Annotated in this window: 19 protein-coding genes and 3 tRNA genes; 17 read left to right on the top strand and 5 right to left on the bottom strand. The window is 61.2% G+C overall.

Features of this window, described 5'->3' with window-relative positions; genetic code table 11:
- The coding region (locus VMN77_01975) for an aldo/keto reductase (protein HTN42545.1) at positions 1 to 268 on the top strand (268 nt) is incomplete at its 5' end.
- 137 nt (positions 269 to 405) lie between these two features.
- On the opposite strand, the gene VMN77_01970 is transcribed toward VMN77_01975, so the two are convergent.
- Entirely contained in the window at positions 406 to 645 is a 240-nt protein-coding gene (locus VMN77_01970) for a hypothetical protein (GenBank protein ID HTN42544.1), read from the bottom strand.
- 421 nt (positions 646 to 1,066) lie between these two features.
- Here VMN77_01970 and VMN77_01965 point away from each other — a divergent pair, with 421 nt between their 5' ends.
- On the top strand, positions 1,067 to 2,587 hold the full coding sequence (locus VMN77_01965; GenBank protein ID HTN42543.1) for an MEDS domain-containing protein: 1,521 nt from the start codon (positions 1,067 to 1,069) through the stop codon (positions 2,585 to 2,587).
- Positions 2,588 to 2,786: 199 nt separating this feature from the next.
- Here VMN77_01965 and VMN77_01960 read toward each other — a convergent pair whose 3' ends face one another.
- Both VMN77_01960 and VMN77_01955 read right to left on the bottom strand, forming a co-directional pair.
- Complete coding sequence (locus tag VMN77_01960; protein HTN42542.1) at positions 2,787 to 3,173, bottom strand: type II toxin-antitoxin system death-on-curing family toxin; 387 nt, start codon at positions 3,171 to 3,173, stop codon at positions 2,787 to 2,789.
- A 3-nt stretch (positions 3,174 to 3,176) separates the two neighbouring features.
- Positions 3,177 to 3,404: an AbrB/MazE/SpoVT family DNA-binding domain-containing protein gene (locus VMN77_01955; protein ID HTN42541.1), complete on the bottom strand. Its 228-nt coding sequence runs from the start codon at positions 3,402 to 3,404 to the stop codon at positions 3,177 to 3,179.
- A gap of 321 nt (positions 3,405 to 3,725) precedes the next feature.
- Here VMN77_01955 and VMN77_01950 point away from each other — a divergent pair, with 321 nt between their 5' ends.
- Entirely contained in the window at positions 3,726 to 4,616 is an 891-nt protein-coding gene (locus VMN77_01950) for a bifunctional DNA primase/polymerase (GenBank protein HTN42540.1), read from the top strand.
- Between the two features lie 178 nt (positions 4,617 to 4,794).
- Positions 4,795 to 5,241 (top strand): SRPBCC family protein, encoded by a 447-nt coding sequence (locus tag VMN77_01945; protein HTN42539.1) that lies wholly within the window; start codon positions 4,795 to 4,797, stop codon positions 5,239 to 5,241.
- 93 nt (positions 5,242 to 5,334) lie between these two features.
- On the opposite strand, the gene VMN77_01940 is transcribed toward VMN77_01945, so the two are convergent.
- Positions 5,335 to 5,517 (bottom strand): hypothetical protein, encoded by a 183-nt coding sequence (locus tag VMN77_01940; protein HTN42538.1) that lies wholly within the window; start codon positions 5,515 to 5,517, stop codon positions 5,335 to 5,337.
- Positions 5,518 to 5,756: 239 nt separating this feature from the next.
- Here VMN77_01940 and VMN77_01935 point away from each other — a divergent pair, with 239 nt between their 5' ends.
- Together VMN77_01935 and VMN77_01930 are read left to right on the top strand one after the other, a co-directional pair.
- Positions 5,757 to 6,446 (top strand): DUF429 domain-containing protein, encoded by a 690-nt coding sequence (locus tag VMN77_01935; GenBank protein ID HTN42537.1) that lies wholly within the window; start codon positions 5,757 to 5,759, stop codon positions 6,444 to 6,446.
- A 198-nt stretch (positions 6,447 to 6,644) separates the two neighbouring features.
- Positions 6,645 to 7,637 carry an ankyrin repeat domain-containing protein gene (locus VMN77_01930; protein ID HTN42536.1) on the top strand — a complete coding sequence of 331 codons (993 nt, stop codon included), beginning with the start codon at positions 6,645 to 6,647 and terminating at the stop codon, positions 7,635 to 7,637.
- Between the two features lie 59 nt (positions 7,638 to 7,696).
- Here VMN77_01930 and VMN77_01925 read toward each other — a convergent pair whose 3' ends face one another.
- Positions 7,697 to 8,116, bottom strand: a complete 420-nt coding sequence (locus tag VMN77_01925) for an EamA family transporter (protein ID HTN42535.1) — start codon at positions 8,114 to 8,116, stop codon at positions 7,697 to 7,699.
- Positions 8,117 to 8,504: 388 nt separating this feature from the next.
- Here VMN77_01925 and VMN77_01920 point away from each other — a divergent pair, with 388 nt between their 5' ends.
- The 11 genes from VMN77_01920 to clpP form a co-directional block, all read left to right on the top strand.
- Complete coding sequence (locus VMN77_01920) at positions 8,505 to 9,257, top strand: HlyD family efflux transporter periplasmic adaptor subunit (GenBank protein HTN42534.1); 753 nt, start codon at positions 8,505 to 8,507, stop codon at positions 9,255 to 9,257.
- Between the two features lie 26 nt (positions 9,258 to 9,283).
- On the top strand, positions 9,284 to 10,054 hold the full coding sequence (locus VMN77_01915; GenBank protein ID HTN42533.1) for an ABC transporter ATP-binding protein: 771 nt from the start codon (positions 9,284 to 9,286) through the stop codon (positions 10,052 to 10,054).
- Positions 10,051 to 10,971 (top strand): ABC transporter ATP-binding protein, encoded by a 921-nt coding sequence (locus VMN77_01910; GenBank protein ID HTN42532.1) that lies wholly within the window; start codon positions 10,051 to 10,053, stop codon positions 10,969 to 10,971. The genes VMN77_01915 and VMN77_01910 overlap by 4 nt, the downstream gene beginning before the upstream one ends.
- The gene (locus VMN77_01905) at positions 10,968 to 12,089 is read left to right on the top strand and encodes an ABC transporter permease (GenBank protein HTN42531.1); all 1,122 of its coding nucleotides are present in this window, start codon (positions 10,968 to 10,970) and stop codon (positions 12,087 to 12,089) included. Before VMN77_01910 ends, VMN77_01905 begins: the two co-directional genes overlap by 4 nt.
- Positions 12,086 to 13,186 (top strand): ABC transporter permease, encoded by a 1,101-nt coding sequence (locus VMN77_01900; GenBank protein HTN42530.1) that lies wholly within the window; start codon positions 12,086 to 12,088, stop codon positions 13,184 to 13,186. The genes VMN77_01905 and VMN77_01900 overlap by 4 nt, the downstream gene beginning before the upstream one ends.
- 300 nt (positions 13,187 to 13,486) lie before the next feature.
- A complete protein-coding gene (gene purT / locus VMN77_01895) occupies positions 13,487 to 14,656 on the top strand; it encodes a formate-dependent phosphoribosylglycinamide formyltransferase (GenBank protein ID HTN42529.1) in 1,170 nt (389 codons plus the stop codon).
- 88 nt (positions 14,657 to 14,744) lie between these two features.
- Positions 14,745 to 14,817 (top strand) — tRNA-Arg (locus VMN77_01890).
- Positions 14,818 to 14,931: 114 nt separating this feature from the next.
- A tRNA-Lys gene (locus VMN77_01885) sits at positions 14,932 to 15,007 on the top strand.
- Between the two features lie 311 nt (positions 15,008 to 15,318).
- A tRNA-Leu gene (locus VMN77_01880) sits at positions 15,319 to 15,402 on the top strand.
- 150 nt (positions 15,403 to 15,552) lie between these two features.
- A complete protein-coding gene (tig, locus tag VMN77_01875) occupies positions 15,553 to 16,836 on the top strand; it encodes a trigger factor (protein ID HTN42528.1) in 1,284 nt (427 codons plus the stop codon).
- Positions 16,837 to 16,966: 130 nt separating this feature from the next.
- On the top strand, positions 16,967 to 17,589 hold a 623-nt coding region (gene clpP, locus VMN77_01870), incomplete at its 3' end, for an ATP-dependent Clp endopeptidase proteolytic subunit ClpP (GenBank protein ID HTN42527.1).

The following is a 17,589-nucleotide window of genomic DNA, read 5'->3' as shown; positions in this document are numbered from 1 at the left end:
AAATGAGTTGTTGCTTTCAATCGCGGCGAAATACAAGAAAAGCGTGGCACAGGTAATTCTTCGTTGGGTTTCTCAAAGAGGAATTATTGTTCTTTCAAAATCGGTCCGCAAGGAAAGAATGATGGAAAATATCAGTGTGCTCGATTTTGAATTAAGCGCAGACGACATGGCTTCCATTACAACATTAGACACAAAGACAAGCAGTTTCTTTGACCATCGTGACCCCGAAAAAGTGAAATGGCTTGGTGAAAGAAAACTTGATGTTTGATCGCAAGCCATCGGCGTCAATGCCAAACCCTGCGCTCAAGCGGGGCTGCGCAAAAGCGCGCAGCCCCTTGGCTCCACGTTATACGCGCTTTCTTCCTGTAACCCGCAGCGTTGAATTCTGCCAAAATGGCGGAGCTTTCATGCCGTACTTGCGCAGACCAATGGCCAGACGCGATCGTGATCCAGTTCATTCAAGGAAGGAACAAAGAGAGGATCATTGCCTGTAAGGCGCAGCCACACCGCTTTGATAGCACATCCTAAACTAGCCAGTCCGGCTGCACCCGCAAAAAGTGGAAGACCAAACAGCGATGAGTTCTTCCTAAAAGAAAGACCATAGGAGAGTTTAAAATCGTCTTTTTTCTCTCCGGTTTTAGTCACGATTAGACTCCGATTCTCGTCCCGAGCAGGGATATTGGCCGGTCACAGTCCGTCTTGAATAAAACATCTCTAACTGATTGACACCCATTAAAATATCCCATTGAATCATACACTGTAATCATCGGTCGGTATATTGCCCGGGACCTCCTCGAATCTGTAGGCCGGGGGCTCTGAAGGGGGCCAGAAGGAGCGATATATTCGGTCTGCATCATTATATATAGATATATAGGCCTTCCGGCTGGCGCATGGGGTCGGCCCCGATTGGCAGGACGGCTTGACCGGCTCAACCGTTGACCGACAGCGGATTGACAGACGGTCTTCTCTCGGATATCTTTTCTGATGAGCGGAAGGATCTGAAAAACGCGGGTGAACCGATCGGGAAATGGTGGAGAATTAACCTGTCGATGCAAGGAGACGCGCCATGCTTACAGAGACCGCGCCGATCGAGGTAAGCCGCCATAAGTGCCTCATCTACGACGGCCATCCTTCGGAACAGCTTCCGGTCATCGTGCCGCTTTTGATGGACGGGCTGCGGGAAAACCTGCGCTGCCTTTACCTGGGAAATCCCGAGATGATCGGCATGGTCGATTCGGCTCTGACGGCGAAGGGCGTGGACACCGCCCGGGAGGTGCAGCGGGGAGCGCTCGTCCTTTCCTCGGACCGGGGTCACCTGAAGGGGGGCGGGTTCGACCCTCACGGGATGGTCGCCATGCTCCGGCAAATCATCGATGACGCCGTGCGGGACGGCTTTCGAGGGCTGTGCGCAACGGGCGACATGATGTGGGAGCTGGGCAACGACGGGAATTTTGAGCGGCTTCTGGAGTACGAAGCGCTCCTCGAACAGGTGTTTCGCGAAAAGCCGCTCCAGGGAATTTGCCAATATCACCGCGATACCGTTCCCGCGCAGGCGGTCCGGGACGCTCTCCTGACGCACCGGAGCGCCTACATCGGCCACGTGCTGAACCGGGACAATCTTTTCTATGTGCCTCCCGAGCTGCTCCTGGAAAGCCGCGACGGCTCAGCCCGCGACAAGCAGGGAGAATGGATGTGCCAACAGATCATCCGGATCCTGAACGCGGAGCGCAAACGCGACAAGGCGCTGGCGGCCTTGAGCGACAGCGAAGCCCGGCAACGCCTTCTGGCGGAGGAGTTGGCGGAGGCCAACCGGAACCTGGAGCGCAGAATCCGGGAGCGCACGGCCCAGCTGGAGGCGGTCAACAAGGATCTGGAGGCCTTTTCCTACTCCGTTTCCCACGACCTGCGGGCGCCACTGCGGCACGTGGACGGTTTCAGCCAGATGCTGCTGGAGGATTACGGAGCCAAACTGGACGACGGCGGCCGGGACACCCTCCAACGCGTCCGAAGCGCCGTCCGGCGCATGGGCGAGCTCATCGACGGCATGCTGCAATTGTCCCGGTTGGGCCGGAAGGAGATCCAACGGGAAGCGGTGGACCTGACGAGGCTCGCCCGGGAGGTCGAGCGGGACCTTCGCGGCCTGGAGCCCGACCGTCGGGTGGAAGTGGCGGTGGCGGAGGGCCTTTCCTGCGTCGGCGACCGGACACTGCTGCGGGCGGCTCTGGCCAACCTCATCGGCAACGCGTGGAAATTCACGTCGAAGCGGGAAAAGGCCCGTATCGAGGTCGGAAAATCCGGGGAGGAAAACGGCGCCCCCGTCTTTTTCGTCCTGGACAACGGGGCGGGATTCAATACGCAATACGCGCAAAAATTGTTCGGCGTTTTCCAGCGGCTGCACTCCCAGGAGGAATTCCCCGGCACCGGCGTGGGCCTCGCGACTGTCCAGAGAATCGTCCGAAAGCATGGCGGCCGGATCTGGGCGAAGAGCCGTCCGAACGAAGGCGCCGCCTTTTACTTTACCCTGCCGGATCCGGAATGCCTGGAAACCGCTTTTTCACCCCCGGAGGGAGGCCCCGTCCCGCAATGAGAATGTCGGACGGAAAGGGCATTTCTCGTGCTGGATCCTGACGCTCGTCGTTCTGTCGGCGCGCCGCGCGGCGGGCGGCGATGGGAAGCGATGCGGGAAGGGAGAACGGAAGGGGGCCGTTACAGAATAAAGGGGTCAAGTCTATGCTTGACTCATGTTATGGAAATAGGGCTTCCCTCCGGCCTCGCGCGCGGGGGTGTTATTGGCGTGCCTTCTTTCGAAAGAGCTCGGCGACCGCGGCCTTGCCGATCTTGCCTTGGGCGACGCCGACTACCGTCTTGACAAGGGCGGGGTTTGTGAGCCGAACGTCGATCTCATTTAGCTTCAAGAATACCAGAGCCGCGGCGGCGCCGGTGCGCTTATTCCCGTCCACAAAGGGGTGGTTCCGAACCATGTGGAAGAGATACGCGGCGGCCATCTCAAAGAGGTCGGAATGAAGATAGCGATTCCCAAAGCCGGCCTGAGGCTGGGCGACGGCGGATTCCAGGAGAGTCAGATCGCGGACGCCCGGATCCCCGCCGAACCGACGAACCTGATCGGCATGGATCTCAAGGACTTCCTCAAGGCTCAGAAAGACCGGCTCCACCGGTCAATCCGCCAGTCGCTTGAGGGCCCGCCCGTAGCGCTTGTTGACCCCCGCCAACGCCGCGCGAAACGCCTTTTCGCGCTTGGCGTCGCGGACGGGGGAAATGATCAGGCACTTTCCATCGGTGGTCACCGAAACGGGGGTATCGCTGTCGATTTCCAACAAATCGAGCACCGGTCGGTCGATCACGAGGGCCAGGCTGTTTCCGTGTTTGGTCAAACGCTTGATCATGAGTGGCCTCCGTCATATCTCAATGTATATCCATTGTATAACTTCCAAAACGGGGAGTCAAGGAAGGCCTTGTAAAGGATGAGGGTCAGGCCTTGCGTTCACGCATCACCGAAAAATGAACCGCCGGCCCGGCTCCCCTCCGGCCCCTTCGACTTGGGCTCAGGGTTTCACCTCGCGCGCGGGGGAAGGGGAGGGCTGGAAAGTGGAGCCGTGGATCAGCGGAGCAATAATAGATTTTAGGTGCGAGAGAAGTGCTCATGTCTTTTGTTGAATAATACTTAAGGCGGTGGCTTGGAGGGAAGCAAATCCTTTGAGGCGAGAATGGATCGACAAAAGATTGGACCCCTTGACTTGGGTGTCACCCCGATGCGCAAGAAGGCCATAAAATCCGGGTTCCAGGATCGGCGCGGCCGCGAGGCCATGGCGCCAGGCGATGTTCTGGCCGCGGCCTTGGCGGCCGTCGCACGCGGCTGGTCGGTGATTCCCGTGCGGCCGCGCGACAAGCGCCCCCTCATCGCCTGGCAGGACCACCAGCAAAGGCGCGCCGACGCCGGGCAGGTGCGCGCCTGGTATGCAAAGTGGCCCAAGGCCAATCTCGGCATCGTGACCGGGGCCGTCTCCGGGATCTTCGTGGTGGACGTCGATCCCAAACACGGGGGCGCCGAAAGCCTGGGGGAGCTCGAGCGTCGCCTCGGGCCGCTGCCCGTTACCGTCGAGGCGGTCTCGGGCGGGGGCGGCCGGCATGTCTATTTTGCGCATCCCGGCGGCGTCGTGCCGAACCGTGCGGGGCTGGCGCCGGGCATCGACGTGCGCGGCGACGGCGGAATGATCGTGGCACCCCCATCCGTGCATCCTTCCGGTGTGCGCTATGTCTGGAAATCCGGACACGCGCCCGATGAGCTCGCGCTCGCGCCGCTTCCGGACCGGCTGCTCACCATTGTGGCCACCGGGACGCACCCGGGCCGTGGCCTGCCGTACTGGCGGCGCCTGGCGGTCGAGGGCGTGCCCGAGGGCGAACGCAACACGACCCTGGCCTCCTTCGCGGGGCATCTCCTGTGGCACGGGGTCGATCCGGAGGTGGCCGCCGAATTGCTGCTGTGCTGGAACCGGGAGCGTTGCCGCCCGCCGCTGCCGGACGAAGAGGTCGTACGCACCGTCGAGAGCATCGCGCGCCTTCATCGCCGGGAAACGCCGCCCGGCGCGAAAGCCTGACGCAAAGAAAAAATGGGGATAGATTGTGGCGGGCCCGGTTTCATCCGGGGTTCAAATCTTTTGTTGACTCAAAATCAAATGAGGGTAACACACCTTCCAGGACCCGCCCGTTGGGCATCCGGTGCCCTTCTTCAAAGGCCCCGGGTTCGGGCCGGATGAATTGAAAGGAGAGACCGTCATGACCCCAAATACCGTCCGGCTTCACCGCGTCCTCCGTGCCCCGGCTGAAAGAATCTATCGCGCCTTCCTCGACGCCGATGCGATGGCCAAATGGCTTCCTCCGGACGGCTTCACCGGCAAGGTTCACCACCTCGATGCCCAAGTCGGAGGAACCTACAAAATGTCGTTCACCAATTTCAGCACGGGCCAGGGCCATTCATTCGGCGGAAAGTACCTTGAGCTCGTGCCCAACGAGCGCATCCGTCACACGGACGAATTCGACGACCCCGGCCTGCCCGGAGAAATGCAGACGACGATATCCTTGAAGAAGGTGTCCTGCGGGACCGAGGTGGACATCGTGCAGGAAGGCATCCCCGAAGTCATTCCGACGGAGGCGTGTTATCTCGGCTGGCAGGAATCGCTGGCCCTGCTGGCCCGCCTGGTCGAAGCCGAGATCCCCGATTAAAAGAACTGAGGCCCCTTGACTCACGCCCTGTGTTTCCCCCCCCGCGCGGGGGCCGGTGGGATGCCGGGTCATAACCAAGCCTTCTGAAAGCCATCATTGGGTCAGTAAGGATCGGTTCAGGAAGGGTTCTCCTTGCGGGGACGTTTCTTCATGAACGGTCCCCCCCCAAACTTCTTTGCGGTCTTGAACATCATAATTAGCCAGATTCCAGAGACCGAATACAATAAAGGCCATGGACCCCAAAGCCGCGGCGATGCCGCATACAAGTAAGAGCATGGTAAACCTCCCGATGCGAATGGTTATCGATGGTTTAAAGTTAGCTCCGGGGCATGAAATATTTCTTAAGATAATATGAACACCGTGTAAAATATATAGGAGGTGGGCCGGACCGGACGCGGGGGTTTACCCCGGACAATGATACCCTCCCCCCCCGGCCCTTCGACTCGGGCTCAGGGTTTCTCCCCGCACGGGGGGAAGGGGCGGAAGGAAGCGATCGACAAGGAGCGCCAATCACGATGACACGCGTAATGGGGGTGGACGGCTTTCGCGGAGGGTGGGTCGGCGTGCAGATCGAGGATCGAAACGGAACGGGTCGGTCCTTCGAAACGAAACTGTTCGCTTCGTTCAAGGATATTCTCGGGCTCGACCCCTTTCCGGACGTAATCGCGATCGACATCCCCATCGGTCTTTTGGACGGCGCGGGCCAGGGAGGCCGGGCGTGCGACCGGCAGGCGAGGCGGCTCCTCGGTCCCCAGCGGTCGAGCAGCGTGTTTTCTCCCCCCGTTCGTCCCGCGCTGGGGGCGACCGTCTATGAAGAGGCGCGGCCTCACGGCCTGACCCGCCAGGGCTTCGGGATCCTGCCCAAGGTCCGCGAAGTGGACGAGCAGATGACCCCCGCCTGGCAAAAAAGGATCTTCGAGGTCCATCCGGAGCTCTCGTTCCGGGAGATGAACGGCCGCCCGATGAGCCACAACAAGAAGGGCTCGCAGGGGCGGCTGGACCGGATGCAACTTCTTGAAATCCACCTTCCCGGTTTCTCCGGACGCCGTCTCGAGGATCGGCCGGAGGGGGTGGGGGCGGAGGATTATCTGGACGCCTGCGCGGCGGCCTGGACGGCGCTCCGGATCGTCGTTTGCGAGGCGGTTCGCTTTCCCTCGGATCCGCCCCGCGATCAAAAAGGTCTTCGAATGGAGATCTGGTATTAGCCTCCCGTGACGCCCTGTCATTTCCGATCCTCCCGCCCGGCCTTCCGATCGCGCTTATCCTAATTTTTTGGCCGCACGACGAACCGTTTAATATGAACTTGAAAGCACGGGTTTTCAAATGCTATGGTTACGAAAGGGAGGCCATTTTTCACGAGAGAACGCATGAGACAAGTTGCGGAGAGGGCAAAAAGATTTTAAATGGATCACCGTAAAAAAGAAAAGTTATGGCTGGGCGGTTGGCTGACCTTGGGGTGTATTTTAAGTATTTGGATGGCCGGACCCGCCCCGGCGGTAACGGCCGATTCGGGGAAGGAAACGATTCCCCTTGGAAAGGCCGCGGAATCCGGGGACACGGAACGGGTCCAAGAGCTCTTGGATCGCGGTGCGGACGTCAATGAACGGGATCGGGAGGGGACCACCCCTCTCCATGCCGCGGCCGGCACCGGTCAATTAAAGGTCGTCGAGCTTTTATTGGCCCGCAAGGCCAAGGTCGATGTCAAAGACAACGAGGGAGAGACCCCCCTGTTCTGGGCCGTGGCCACGGGTCATCCGCAAATCGTCCGACTTTTGCTGGCCCATCATGCCGGGGTCAACGTTCAGAATAAGGACGGTATTTCTCCGCTCCATCGGGCTTCCGGATGGGCCAATGAAGAAATCGTTCAACTCCTTTTAGAAAATCAGGCCCGGGTGGATGTGCGGGACAACGAGGGGGGGACCCCGCTTCTTTGGGCCGCCGGCGGAGGGTATCCCCGGATTGCCAAGTTGTTGTTGGACCACGGCGCGGATGTTAATGCGAAAAACAAATATGGGACCACGCCGCTTCACCGCGCCGCGGGCTGGGGCGGGAGCGAGGAGGTGGTGGAGGTTCTCCTAACCTATAAACCGGATATCGAGGCCAGAACCCGGGACGGGATGACCCCGCTCCACTGGGCCGTCTCGGGAGGACACGAGAAAATCATCCAACGCCTCCTGGTCCACCGGGCCGATGTCAATGCCAAGGATAAAAACGGAGATACCCCGCTTCATTTTGCGGCCCGATGGGCGGACGGGAAAATCGTGGATCTGTTGTTGTCCGACGGGGCCGCCGTCAACGCGAGGAACAAGGCCGGAAAAACGCCCCTCGATGAAGCCGACGCCTTTGAAAATCTGAACGTGACGGACCTTATTAGACAACACGGCGGGACCGAATAAATCGTCATTCCGGCGCGGAGGGCGTCCGCGGCGGGATGGGGGATTGAATCGACGGGGGACTACAGGATCATGAAGATCGCCCCGAGGGTCATGAGAAGCGCGCCAAGCGCCGACTTCCAAGCGATCCCCTCGCCGAGAAAGAGCGCTGCGAGAATAAGCACCAGCACGACGCTTAATCGATCGAGGGCCGCCACGCCGTGCGCGGGACCGTTCTTGAGCGCGATAAAATAGAAGAACCATGAGAGCGCCCCGGCCGCGCCCGAGAGGACGATGAACTGAAACGCCTTGCCGTCGACGGAGGAAAGGAGCGATCCCTTCCCGAGGAACAGGACGGCCAGAACCAGAAACACGGCCATGATAACCGCACGCACGGCCGTGGCAAGCGCAGGGTCGACGCTTGCGATGCCCATCTTGCCAAGGATGGCGACCAGCGCGGCAAAGACCGCCGAAAGAACGGCATAGAGTACCCATGAGTGCATGGAATCGCCGGATCGTTCAAGGTTGGGCCCATTTTATCACGAATCCGATCCCCCTGCCAATTCGATTGGAAATTCCCGCCTCCCCTCCGGCCGCGCGCGCAGGGGGACGGCCCCTCACTCCCGCGATCCGGTTTTCATCACGGCCGGAAACCGATTCACGTCTCGATTCGGGATCATCGCCGGTCGCGGTCCGTCTTGAACAGGACCTCTCCAACGGATTGACTCTCCCTCCAAGATCCATTAATATCATTCCCAGGCATCGTTTCGCGAAAAACGACCCATTCCCTTTCAAAGGCGCGCAGAATTTCACTCCCGGACCAGGATCCGCATCCGGGCCTTCAACCGATAATTCGTCTTAAAAACGCCCTCTGGCCATGATAAGCGATCGATGAAAAAGCCTTCTCCGAAGTTGCTCATGGCCGTCGTGTTGCTGGCGGGCGGTGTCGCCGCCGCGGCCTACTGGTATCTGGAGGTCCGCCTCCTGCCCTTTCGTTATGCGGGCACACTGGAAGCCACGAAGATCGATCTCTCCGCCCGCCTCTCGGCCGCCATCGATCAGGTTCGGGTTCAGGAAGGGGACCGGGTGACGGAAGGGGAAACGGTGGTCGTGCTGGACTGCGAGGACTACAAGATCGCCGCCCGACTGGCCCATGAGAATTACGATCGCGGGGTCCAGCTTTCGAAGTCCGATCTCGTATCCCAGGAGACCATGGACCAACTCCGGAACCGAAAAGACGATGCGGATACCCGGGTCGAATGGTGCTCGATCCTGTCCCCGGTCAACGGCAAGGTCTTGAGTCGCTACCACGAACCCGGCGAATGGATGAATCCGGGAACCAAAATCCTCACGGTCGCCAACATTCGCGACATCTGGGCCTACATCTATGTTCCGCAACCGCTGATCGCCCGGCTTTCGCCGGGGATGAAGGTCAAAGGGTATCTTCCCGAGCTCAACAACCGCGAGTTCGACGGCGTCATCCTGAAGATCAACGACGAGGCGGAATTCACCCCCAAGAACGTCCAGACCCAGGCGGAGCGGGAACGCCTCGTGTTCGGGGTCAAGGTGAGCTTCAGGGACTCCAACGCGGAGGAAATCCTGAAGCCCGGAATGACGATCGAGGTGGTGCTTCCCAAAAATTGAAACGACCGGTTTTCGGTTAGGCACGAATGACACCGCAGGACATACCACAGGGGTCCATTTCCATCTTCGTCCGCGAAATCCGAAAGCAGTTCGGACGCGCGACCGCGTTGGACGGCGTGTCCCTGGAGTTCGAGGCGGGATTGATGCACGGGGTGATCGGCCCCGAGGGGGCGGGCAAGACGACGCTGATGCGGGTGATCCTCGGCCTGTTGAAACCCGGCGCCGGGACCGTGGCGTTCCGGCTGGACGGGCGCCCGGCGGATTTCGAGACGATACGGCCGGAGATCGCCTACATGCCGCAGCAGCAGAGCCTGTATGGCGATTTATCCATCGGGGAGCACCTGGATTTTTTCCGCGCGCTTTACGGCATCCCCGACGAGGCCTATCGACTCAAGTGCGAGGAGCTGCTGCGGATCACGCGTCTGGCGGATTTTGTCGACCGCCCGGCGGGCCAGCTCTCCGGCGGGATGTACAAAAAGCTGGGCCTCATGTGCGCGCTGCTGCGCTCGCCCCGGGCGGTGGTGCTCGACGAGCCGACCAGCGGCGTGGACCCGATCAGCCGCCGCGAACTGTGGGACCTGCTCTACCGGCTCTCCGATCAGAAGATCCTGATCCTGATCACGACGGCCTACATGGACGAGGCGGAGCGGTGTTCGCGGGTGCACCTGCTCGAGCGGGGCCGGGTGGTGGCGGCCGGGGAGCCGCGCGAGCTGCTGGAGCAGGAGGGCGTCCAAAGTTTCGACGAGCTTTTCATCCGCCATGCCGTGGAAGAACCGGGGAGGAGGACCGGCCCATGAACCCCGTTGCGGTCGAGGTGCGCGACCTGGTCGTCCGCTTCGGGGATTTTACCGCGGTGGACGGGATCTCGTTCGCGGTGAGTCCCGGGGAGATCTTCGGGTTCCTCGGCGCCAACGGCGCGGGCAAGACCACGACCATCCGCGTGCTCTGCGGTCTCCTGGCGCCGACCTCGGGTTTCGTTCGGGTCGCCGGGGTGGGATTTGAGGAGGGGAGGCGGGCGATCAAATCCAGGGTCGGCTACATGTCGCAGCGGTTTACCCTCTACAACGATATGACCGTCGGAGAGAACCTGGACTTCATCTCAAGCCTGCGCAAGCTCGATCCCGCGGTCTATCGGGAACGCCGCCGCGAGCTGTTCGAGTTCATCTCTTTCGACCGGCCGATCGACTCCCCCGTCCAGGACCTGCCGGGCGGGATCAAACAGCAGGTCTCGCTGGCCGCCGCGCTGCTGCACGATCCGGAGATCGTCTTCCTGGACGAGCCGACCTCCGGGGTGACCCCCGCGGCGCGCGATCGCTTCTGGCGGCTGATCCGGCGGATTGCGGAGCGCGGCAAGACCGTGTTCGTGACCACGCATCATATGGACGAGGCGGAGCAATGCGGGCGGATCGCCTTGATGCGGGAGGGCCGCCTCGTGGCGACCGACAGCCCCGAACGCCTCAAAGACACGATGTTTCCCACCCCCGTTTACGAGTTCGACCCGAAGGTGCCGCTCAGCTTCGCCGAGATCGCTTCGCTGCAGGCGCACGAGGCGTTTTCGTTCGTGGAGCCCTACGGGCTGCGGTTTCACGCGGCGGTTCATCGCGCCGAGGATTGGGAGCGCGTCCGCCCGGAATTCGAGAAACGATTCCGCATCCGCCGGATCCGGCCCTCCCTGGAGGATGTCTTCATCCGCGCCGTGGAGCAACGGACGTGACGCCGTCCTTCGTTTGGACCCGCGCCGCCGCGGTGGCCCGCAAGGAGGTCTTCCATATCCTGCGCGACCCCTTCACGCTGGCCTTCGCCCTGGGCCTTCCGGTCGTGATGGTCCTGATTTACGGGATCGCGATCGACTTCAACGTGGAGAACGTCGCCTTGGCCGTGAGCGACTCGGACCAAAGCCAGACCTCCCGGCGGCTAATCGATGCGTTTGCCGGCTCGCGTTATTTCCTCGTCCAGTCCTCCGGTTCTCCGTCCGAGGGGTACCGGGATGTTTCCGCCGAGCGCGCGCGGGCGGCGCTGATCATCCCGCCCCGCTTCGAAAAGGACCTGCTGGCCGGGCGGGGCGCCCGGGCGCAGGTCCTCCTGGACGGGGCGGATAACTCCACCGTGGGACCCGTGGCGGGATACCTCAACAGCATCGAGGCCCTGGCCTCGAAACGAATCGCGGGGTTTGATCCGCCCCGGCCCTACGACCTCCGGACGCGTTTCCTGTTCAACCCGGAGCTGAACAGCCGTTGGTTCGTGATCCCGGGCCTGTCCGTGGTCGTGATGGCGATCCTCTCCATCCTGCTCACGTCCCTGACCGTCGCCCGGGAATGGGAGAACGGTTCCATGGAATTGCTGCTGTCGACGCCGGTCCGGCCGCTGGAGATCATCGCGGGCAAGATCGCGCCGTATGCCGCGCTGGGCCTCACGGCCCAGCTGTTCGTGTACGTCATCGCGCGGACCGTCTTCGGGGTTCCCTTCGTCGGAAATTTCGCCCTCTTCGGGCTGGGGAGCGTGCTCTTCCTGGGCACCTATCTCGCCCAGGGGCTCCTCATCTCCGTGATCACGCGAAAACAGCAGATCGCGATGCAGTTCGCCTTTCTCACCGGATTGCTGCCCTCCAACCTGCTCTCCGGGTTCGTCTTCCCGATCACCAGCATGCCGCCGTTCTTCCAATACTTCACCATGATCCTGCCGGCCCGTTGGTTCATGACGATCGCCCGCGACGCCTTTTTAAAGGGATCGAGCTTTGCGGAGATGGGCGGGGCGTTTCTCGCCTTGGCGCTTTTCTGCGGGGCGATGATCCTGGCCGCCACGAAGCGCTTCAAAAGGACCCTCGAACCGTGAACCCCACGCTGCTCGGTTTCATCAAGAAAGAGCTGATCCAGGCGGTCCGCGATCCCCGGATGAAATTCATCCTGTTCGTCACCCCGGTCATCCAGATGACGCTATTCGGGGTGGCGATCTCCAACGAGGTCAAGAACCTCCGGCTCGCCGCCTTTTTCGATTCGAAGGACACGGTGATGCGCGACGTCTACGAACGGAGTCTCGCGGGGGGCTGGTTCATCCCGGCGAAGGATTCCGGGGAAGATCCGTTCACGCTGATCCAGGCCGGAAAGGCCGACGCGGTCCTGGTGCCTCCGCCCGGCGGCTTCACGCGGGCGCTCGGGAGGGGCGACGCCCCGCTGCAGCTCCTCACGGACGCGACCAACGTCCTCCAGGCCCAGGCGGTGGAAAACTACCTTCAGTCCATCCTCCGGCAGACGATCCGCGACGACCTCGGGATCCTCCCGCCCGATCCCCCGATCCGCTTCGACGTGCGGGTTCTGTTCAATCCCTCCCTGGAGTCCTCCATCTTCATGGTCCCGGGCGTCATGACCATGCTCATGTTGATGACCACGATGGTCCTGACCAACATCGGAATCGTCCGCGAGAAAGAGATGGGCACCTTCGAGATGCTGATCTCGGCGCCGGTGTACCGCTCGGAGGTCATTTACGGAAAGACCCTTCCGTATCTCCTGATCGGCATGTCCAACCTGCCGCTGATCCTGGCGGTGGCGGTGTTCGTCTTCCGCGTCCCGATGCGGGGCTCGTTCCTCGTCCTGATCGGCGCGTCGTTCGCCTTCGTCTGCACGACGGTCGCGATCGGGACGCTCATCTCGACCTTCTGCCAGAACCAGCAGCAGGCGGCGATGGCCGGTTTCCTGTTCATGTTCCCCGCGATGATGTTCTCGGGGCTGTTCTTCCCGATCGAAAATATTCCGGCCGGCATCCGCTGGCTCGCCTCCCTCGACCCGCTCGCGCACTACCTGGGCCTGCTGCGGAACATCATGCTCAAGGGCGGGGATCTCCGGTACGTCGCCATCCACGTGGCCATCCTCGCGGTCATGGCGGTCATCAGCGTCATGGCCAGTTTCCGGCGCTTCCGCACCACCCTGCAATAGGCGGGCCGATCGATGGGAGGGCCCCGGGTGGGCGGAGCGGATGGACCCCACGCCGGAATGATTGGGATGGACCCGCCTCACGCCAAATAATATAATTCCGCGACACGATTTATTTGTTTCTCCGCCCTTCTTTTCTTCTTTCCCGTGACGGCCGGAGCCGAGGAGACGGGGGCGCCCGAATCGAAGAGCGCCGTTCCGTCCGAAAGCGTTTTACCGTCAAGAAAACCCGTCTAACCGATTGACACCCCGGAAATTATCCATTACAATCACACTCCGTTTATGGGAGTGAAAGGCGGCATGGTGATCGGAACGCCCCTGACGAAAAAGGCGGTGAAGTTGATGCTGCTCGGCGCCGGCGAGCTGGGCAAGGAGGTTGCCATCGAGGCCCAGCGCCTCGGGGTCGAGGTGATCGCCGTCGACCGTTATCCGCACGCCCCGGCGATGCAGGTGGCCCATCGCTCCCACGTGATCGACATGCTGGACCGGGATCAGCTCGCCGATGTGATTCAAAAAGAACAGCCCGACCTGATCGTCCCCGAGATCGAGGCGATCGCGACGGATTATCTGCTGGAGGCCGAGAAGACCTTCACGGTGATTCCGACCGCGCGGGCCGCGAAGCTGACGATGGACCGCGAAGGGATACGGCGCCTGGCGGCCGAGGAGTTGAAGCTCCCCACCAGCCGGTACCGCTTCATCGACAATCCCGAGGACCTGAAGGCCGCGGGGGCCGACCTGGGCTATCCCTGCGTCATGAAGCCGGTGATGTCCTCCTCCGGGAAGGGCCAGTCCGTCGTCCGGGCCCCCTCGGAACTTCCCCGGGCCTGGACCTACGCGATGTCGTCCGGACGGGCCAAAAGAACCAAGGTCATCCTGGAGTCCTTTATCAAGTTTGATTACGAAATCACGCTGCTCACCGTCCGCGCGGTCAACGGGACCGTCTTCTGCCCGCCGGTGGGCCACGTCCAGACCGACGGCGATTACCGGCAGTCCTGGCAGCCCCATCCGATGGACCCGCGCGTGCTGGCGCGCGCCAAGGAGATCGCATCCGCGGTGACGGAAAATCTCGGCGGGCGTGGAATTTTCGGCGTCGAATTGTTCATACGCGGGGACGAGGTTTTTTTCTCCGAGGTCTCCCCGAGGCCCCACGATACCGGTCTGGTCACCCTGATTTCGCAAGACCTCTCGGAGTTTGCGCTCCATGTCCGCGCCGTCCTCGGTTTTCCCGTTCACGAGCCCGTGATCCGGACCCCCGGCGGCTCCTCCGTCATCCTGGCCGATCGTGAAGTGCTCGCGCCGTCCTACGACATTGCGGGGGCCCTGGCCCTTCCCGGGGTCCAGGTCCGGCTTTTCGGCAAGCCCGATGGCCGCAAGAACCGCCGGCTCGGCGTCGTTCTCGCCCCGGGCCCGGATGCATTCTCGGCCCGCGATCTGGCCGTCAAGGCCGCTTCGACCGTTAAAATCGGTTTTTAGCAGGGTTTTGAACTTCAAAAGCGGTTGTGATATAATGCGAATCTGTTTGTTTGAAGACGGTGATCCCGGCGGTTGCATTGCGGACTCAGCGCCTGTAGCTCAGCGGATAGAGTATCGGCCTCCGAAGCCGAGGGTCGTGGGTTCAAATCCCGCCAGGCGCGTAGAATTTTTGCAGAGCAAAAATTCAGAGCGATGGAGCCATAGACAATGGAACATTGGATATGGCTCCATTGCGGTCCATTTTCCATTGTTCTATTGCTCATAAAGTATTTCGTGGGCCGTTAGCTCAGTTGGTAGAGCAGCTGACTCTTAATCAGCGGGTCGTAGGTTCGATCCCTACACGGCCCACCAGATATTACGACGGTTTAAAAAGAGCTGGAGTTTAACTTCCGAGACTGTCGAAAAAGTTCCGGCGGCCCCCTCCGGGGACTTCCAGCATTATAATTTCTGGAGGTTGGTCGCAAGGCCGAAGGGACCGAGGAGACCGCGCAGGGGCGTACGGCCGTACGCCCCTACAGATAGCACGTGAGGATCTCCGAGGGCCCGAGAAACCGCACCGCGCTGCGACAGCGGCGCGGAATATAATCTGTGCCGAAGGCACCTCTTCTCGGTTCGCCGTCTTCGGCAACGCAGCCGATGGGGTTTTGCAGAAGTCGAAAATAGGCTGCCTGGTGGAATGGCAGACACGCTGGCCTTAGAAGCCAGTGCCGCAAGGCGTCCGAGTTCAAATCTCGGGGCAGCCACCAATGGCAGAGGGCAGGCAAGATTGCAAAGATAAGAGGAGGTGGGCTGCTCAAAAAGCTTCAGATGTCCCCGGGGGGACTTCCAGTATTTTATATTCTGGAGGTGGGTCGCAAGGCCGCAGCCGATGGACTTTTTCAGCAGCCTCACAAAAAATGAAAGTTGCCGTCGAAGAAATCAGCACCGTTAAAAAATCGCTCAAGATCGAGGTGCCCGAGGAGGTCGTCGCCCGGGAGTTGGAGGCCGCCTACACCGATTTGAACCACCGCGTCCGGATACCCGGCTTCCGGCCCGGGAAGGCGCCGCGGTCGTTGTTGGAGCAGCGCTTCAAGGGCACCATCGAAGAGGACGTGATCCGCAAGCTGGTGCCGGACTATTATCGACGGGCCATCCAGGAAACCGGCCTTCATCCCGTGGAACTCCCGGCCATCGAAAAGGTGGAGCTGAAGAAAAACGCGCCCCTCTTGTTCACGGCGATGGTCGAGATCACGCCGCCGATCGAGTTGAAGGGCTACACGGGTTTGAAGGTTCAGCGCCCGAAGATGGAGGTGACGAATCTCGATGTGGACAAGGGCCTGGAGGCCCTTCAGGAGCAACACGCCCAACTGGTCGCCTGCCCCGAGGATCATCGGATCGCCGAAAAGGATTTCGTGCTGCTCGACTTCCGGGGCTCGATGGACGGCCGCCCCCTGGAGGGAGGATCCCGCGAGAACCAACTGGTCCAGATCGGGTCCGATACCTTGATCCCGGGATTTGAGGAGCAGTTGATCCACCATCAACGCGGCGATCGCGTCAAGGTTCAGACGGCCTTCCCGAAGGATTATCCGAAAGCCGAGCTGGCCGGCCGGGCGGTGGAGTTTGACGTCACGGTTCGCGAGGTCAAACAGAAAGTGCTTCCGCCGCTCGATGATGAACTGGCCAGGGACGCCGGGAATTTCGCGTCGCTCGATCAGCTCAGGGCGAAACTGAAGGAGGACCTGACGGCTCGGACCCGCTTGGAACAGGACCGGGCCGTCCGGACGGCGCTCCTCAAACAATTGAACGAGGCCCATCCGTTTGAGGTCCCCCCCTCCCTGGTCGAGCAGGAGGTCCAGGAATCCCTGGCCCGACTGCAGCAGCGCCTTCCGAAAGGCGTGACCCTGGAGCAGGCCCGGATCGATCCGCAGGCCGTCCGAAAAGAAATCGAGCCGGCCGCGCGGTCCAAGGTGAAGGGCCGCCTGATCCTCATGGCGATCGCGGAACGGGAGAAGTTGAACGTCACCCCGGAAGAGGTCGATTCCGCCCTGTCGCGGACCGCGCAGGAGCTGAAATTGAGCCCCGAGGACGTCCGCCGCCTCATCGTCTCGCAGGAGGGCAGCCTCGATGTGTTCAAGGCGCGGCTGCTCGAGGACAAGGCGATGGACTGGGTGGTTTCCAAGGCCGTGATTGAATCCGCGTAGCGGGACAATGAAATGAATAATGGTTTCTTTCCAGCGATGGAAGCTCGCGAGAGGGGGAGGCTCCATTCCGCCTCAGGCGGATGGAGGGGGCGACGTAAGCCCCTACAAAAAACAGAAAAGGAGTCTTGAAATGCTGGTTCCGATCGTCATCGAACAAACGAACCGCGGCGAGCGGGCGTACGACATCTACTCGCGTCTTCTGAAAGATCGCATTATCTTTATCGGGGCGCCGATCGACGATGTCTTTTCCAATTTGATCATCGCCCAGCTGCTGTTCCTGGACGCGGAGGATCCCGGGAAGGACATCAATCTCTATATCAACAGTCCGGGGGGCATGGTGACCGCCGGCCTCGCGATCTACGACACGATGCAGTACGTGCGTCCCGAGATTGCGACGCTGTGCATCGGACAGGCAGCTTCGATGGCGGCCTGGTTGCTCGCGGCCGGGGCACCTGGGAAGCGGATGGGGCTACCCAACTCACGTGTCATGATCCACCAGCCGATGGGCGGATTTCAGGGGCAGGCAACGGACGTCGATATCCAGGCGCGCGAGATCCTGAAGATCCGGCACCGCATGAACGAGCTGCTGGCGGAGCACGTCGGAAAGCCCGTGGAACAGATCGCCAAGGACACCGAGCGCGATTACTATCTGAGCGCGACCGAGGCACAAGCGTATGGAGTGATCGATCAGGTGATGTCGGGACAGCGATCGAGCGCGTCCGCCACGTCACCAGACGACCGCCCCACGCGTTC

The organism is Nitrospiria bacterium, assembly GCA_035498035.1.
Lineage (GTDB): Bacteria > Nitrospirota > Nitrospiria > JACQBZ01 > JACQBZ01 > JACQBZ01.
Note: the sequence above shows the minus strand (reverse complement) of the source record. Positions and strands in the feature narration are given on the sequence as shown.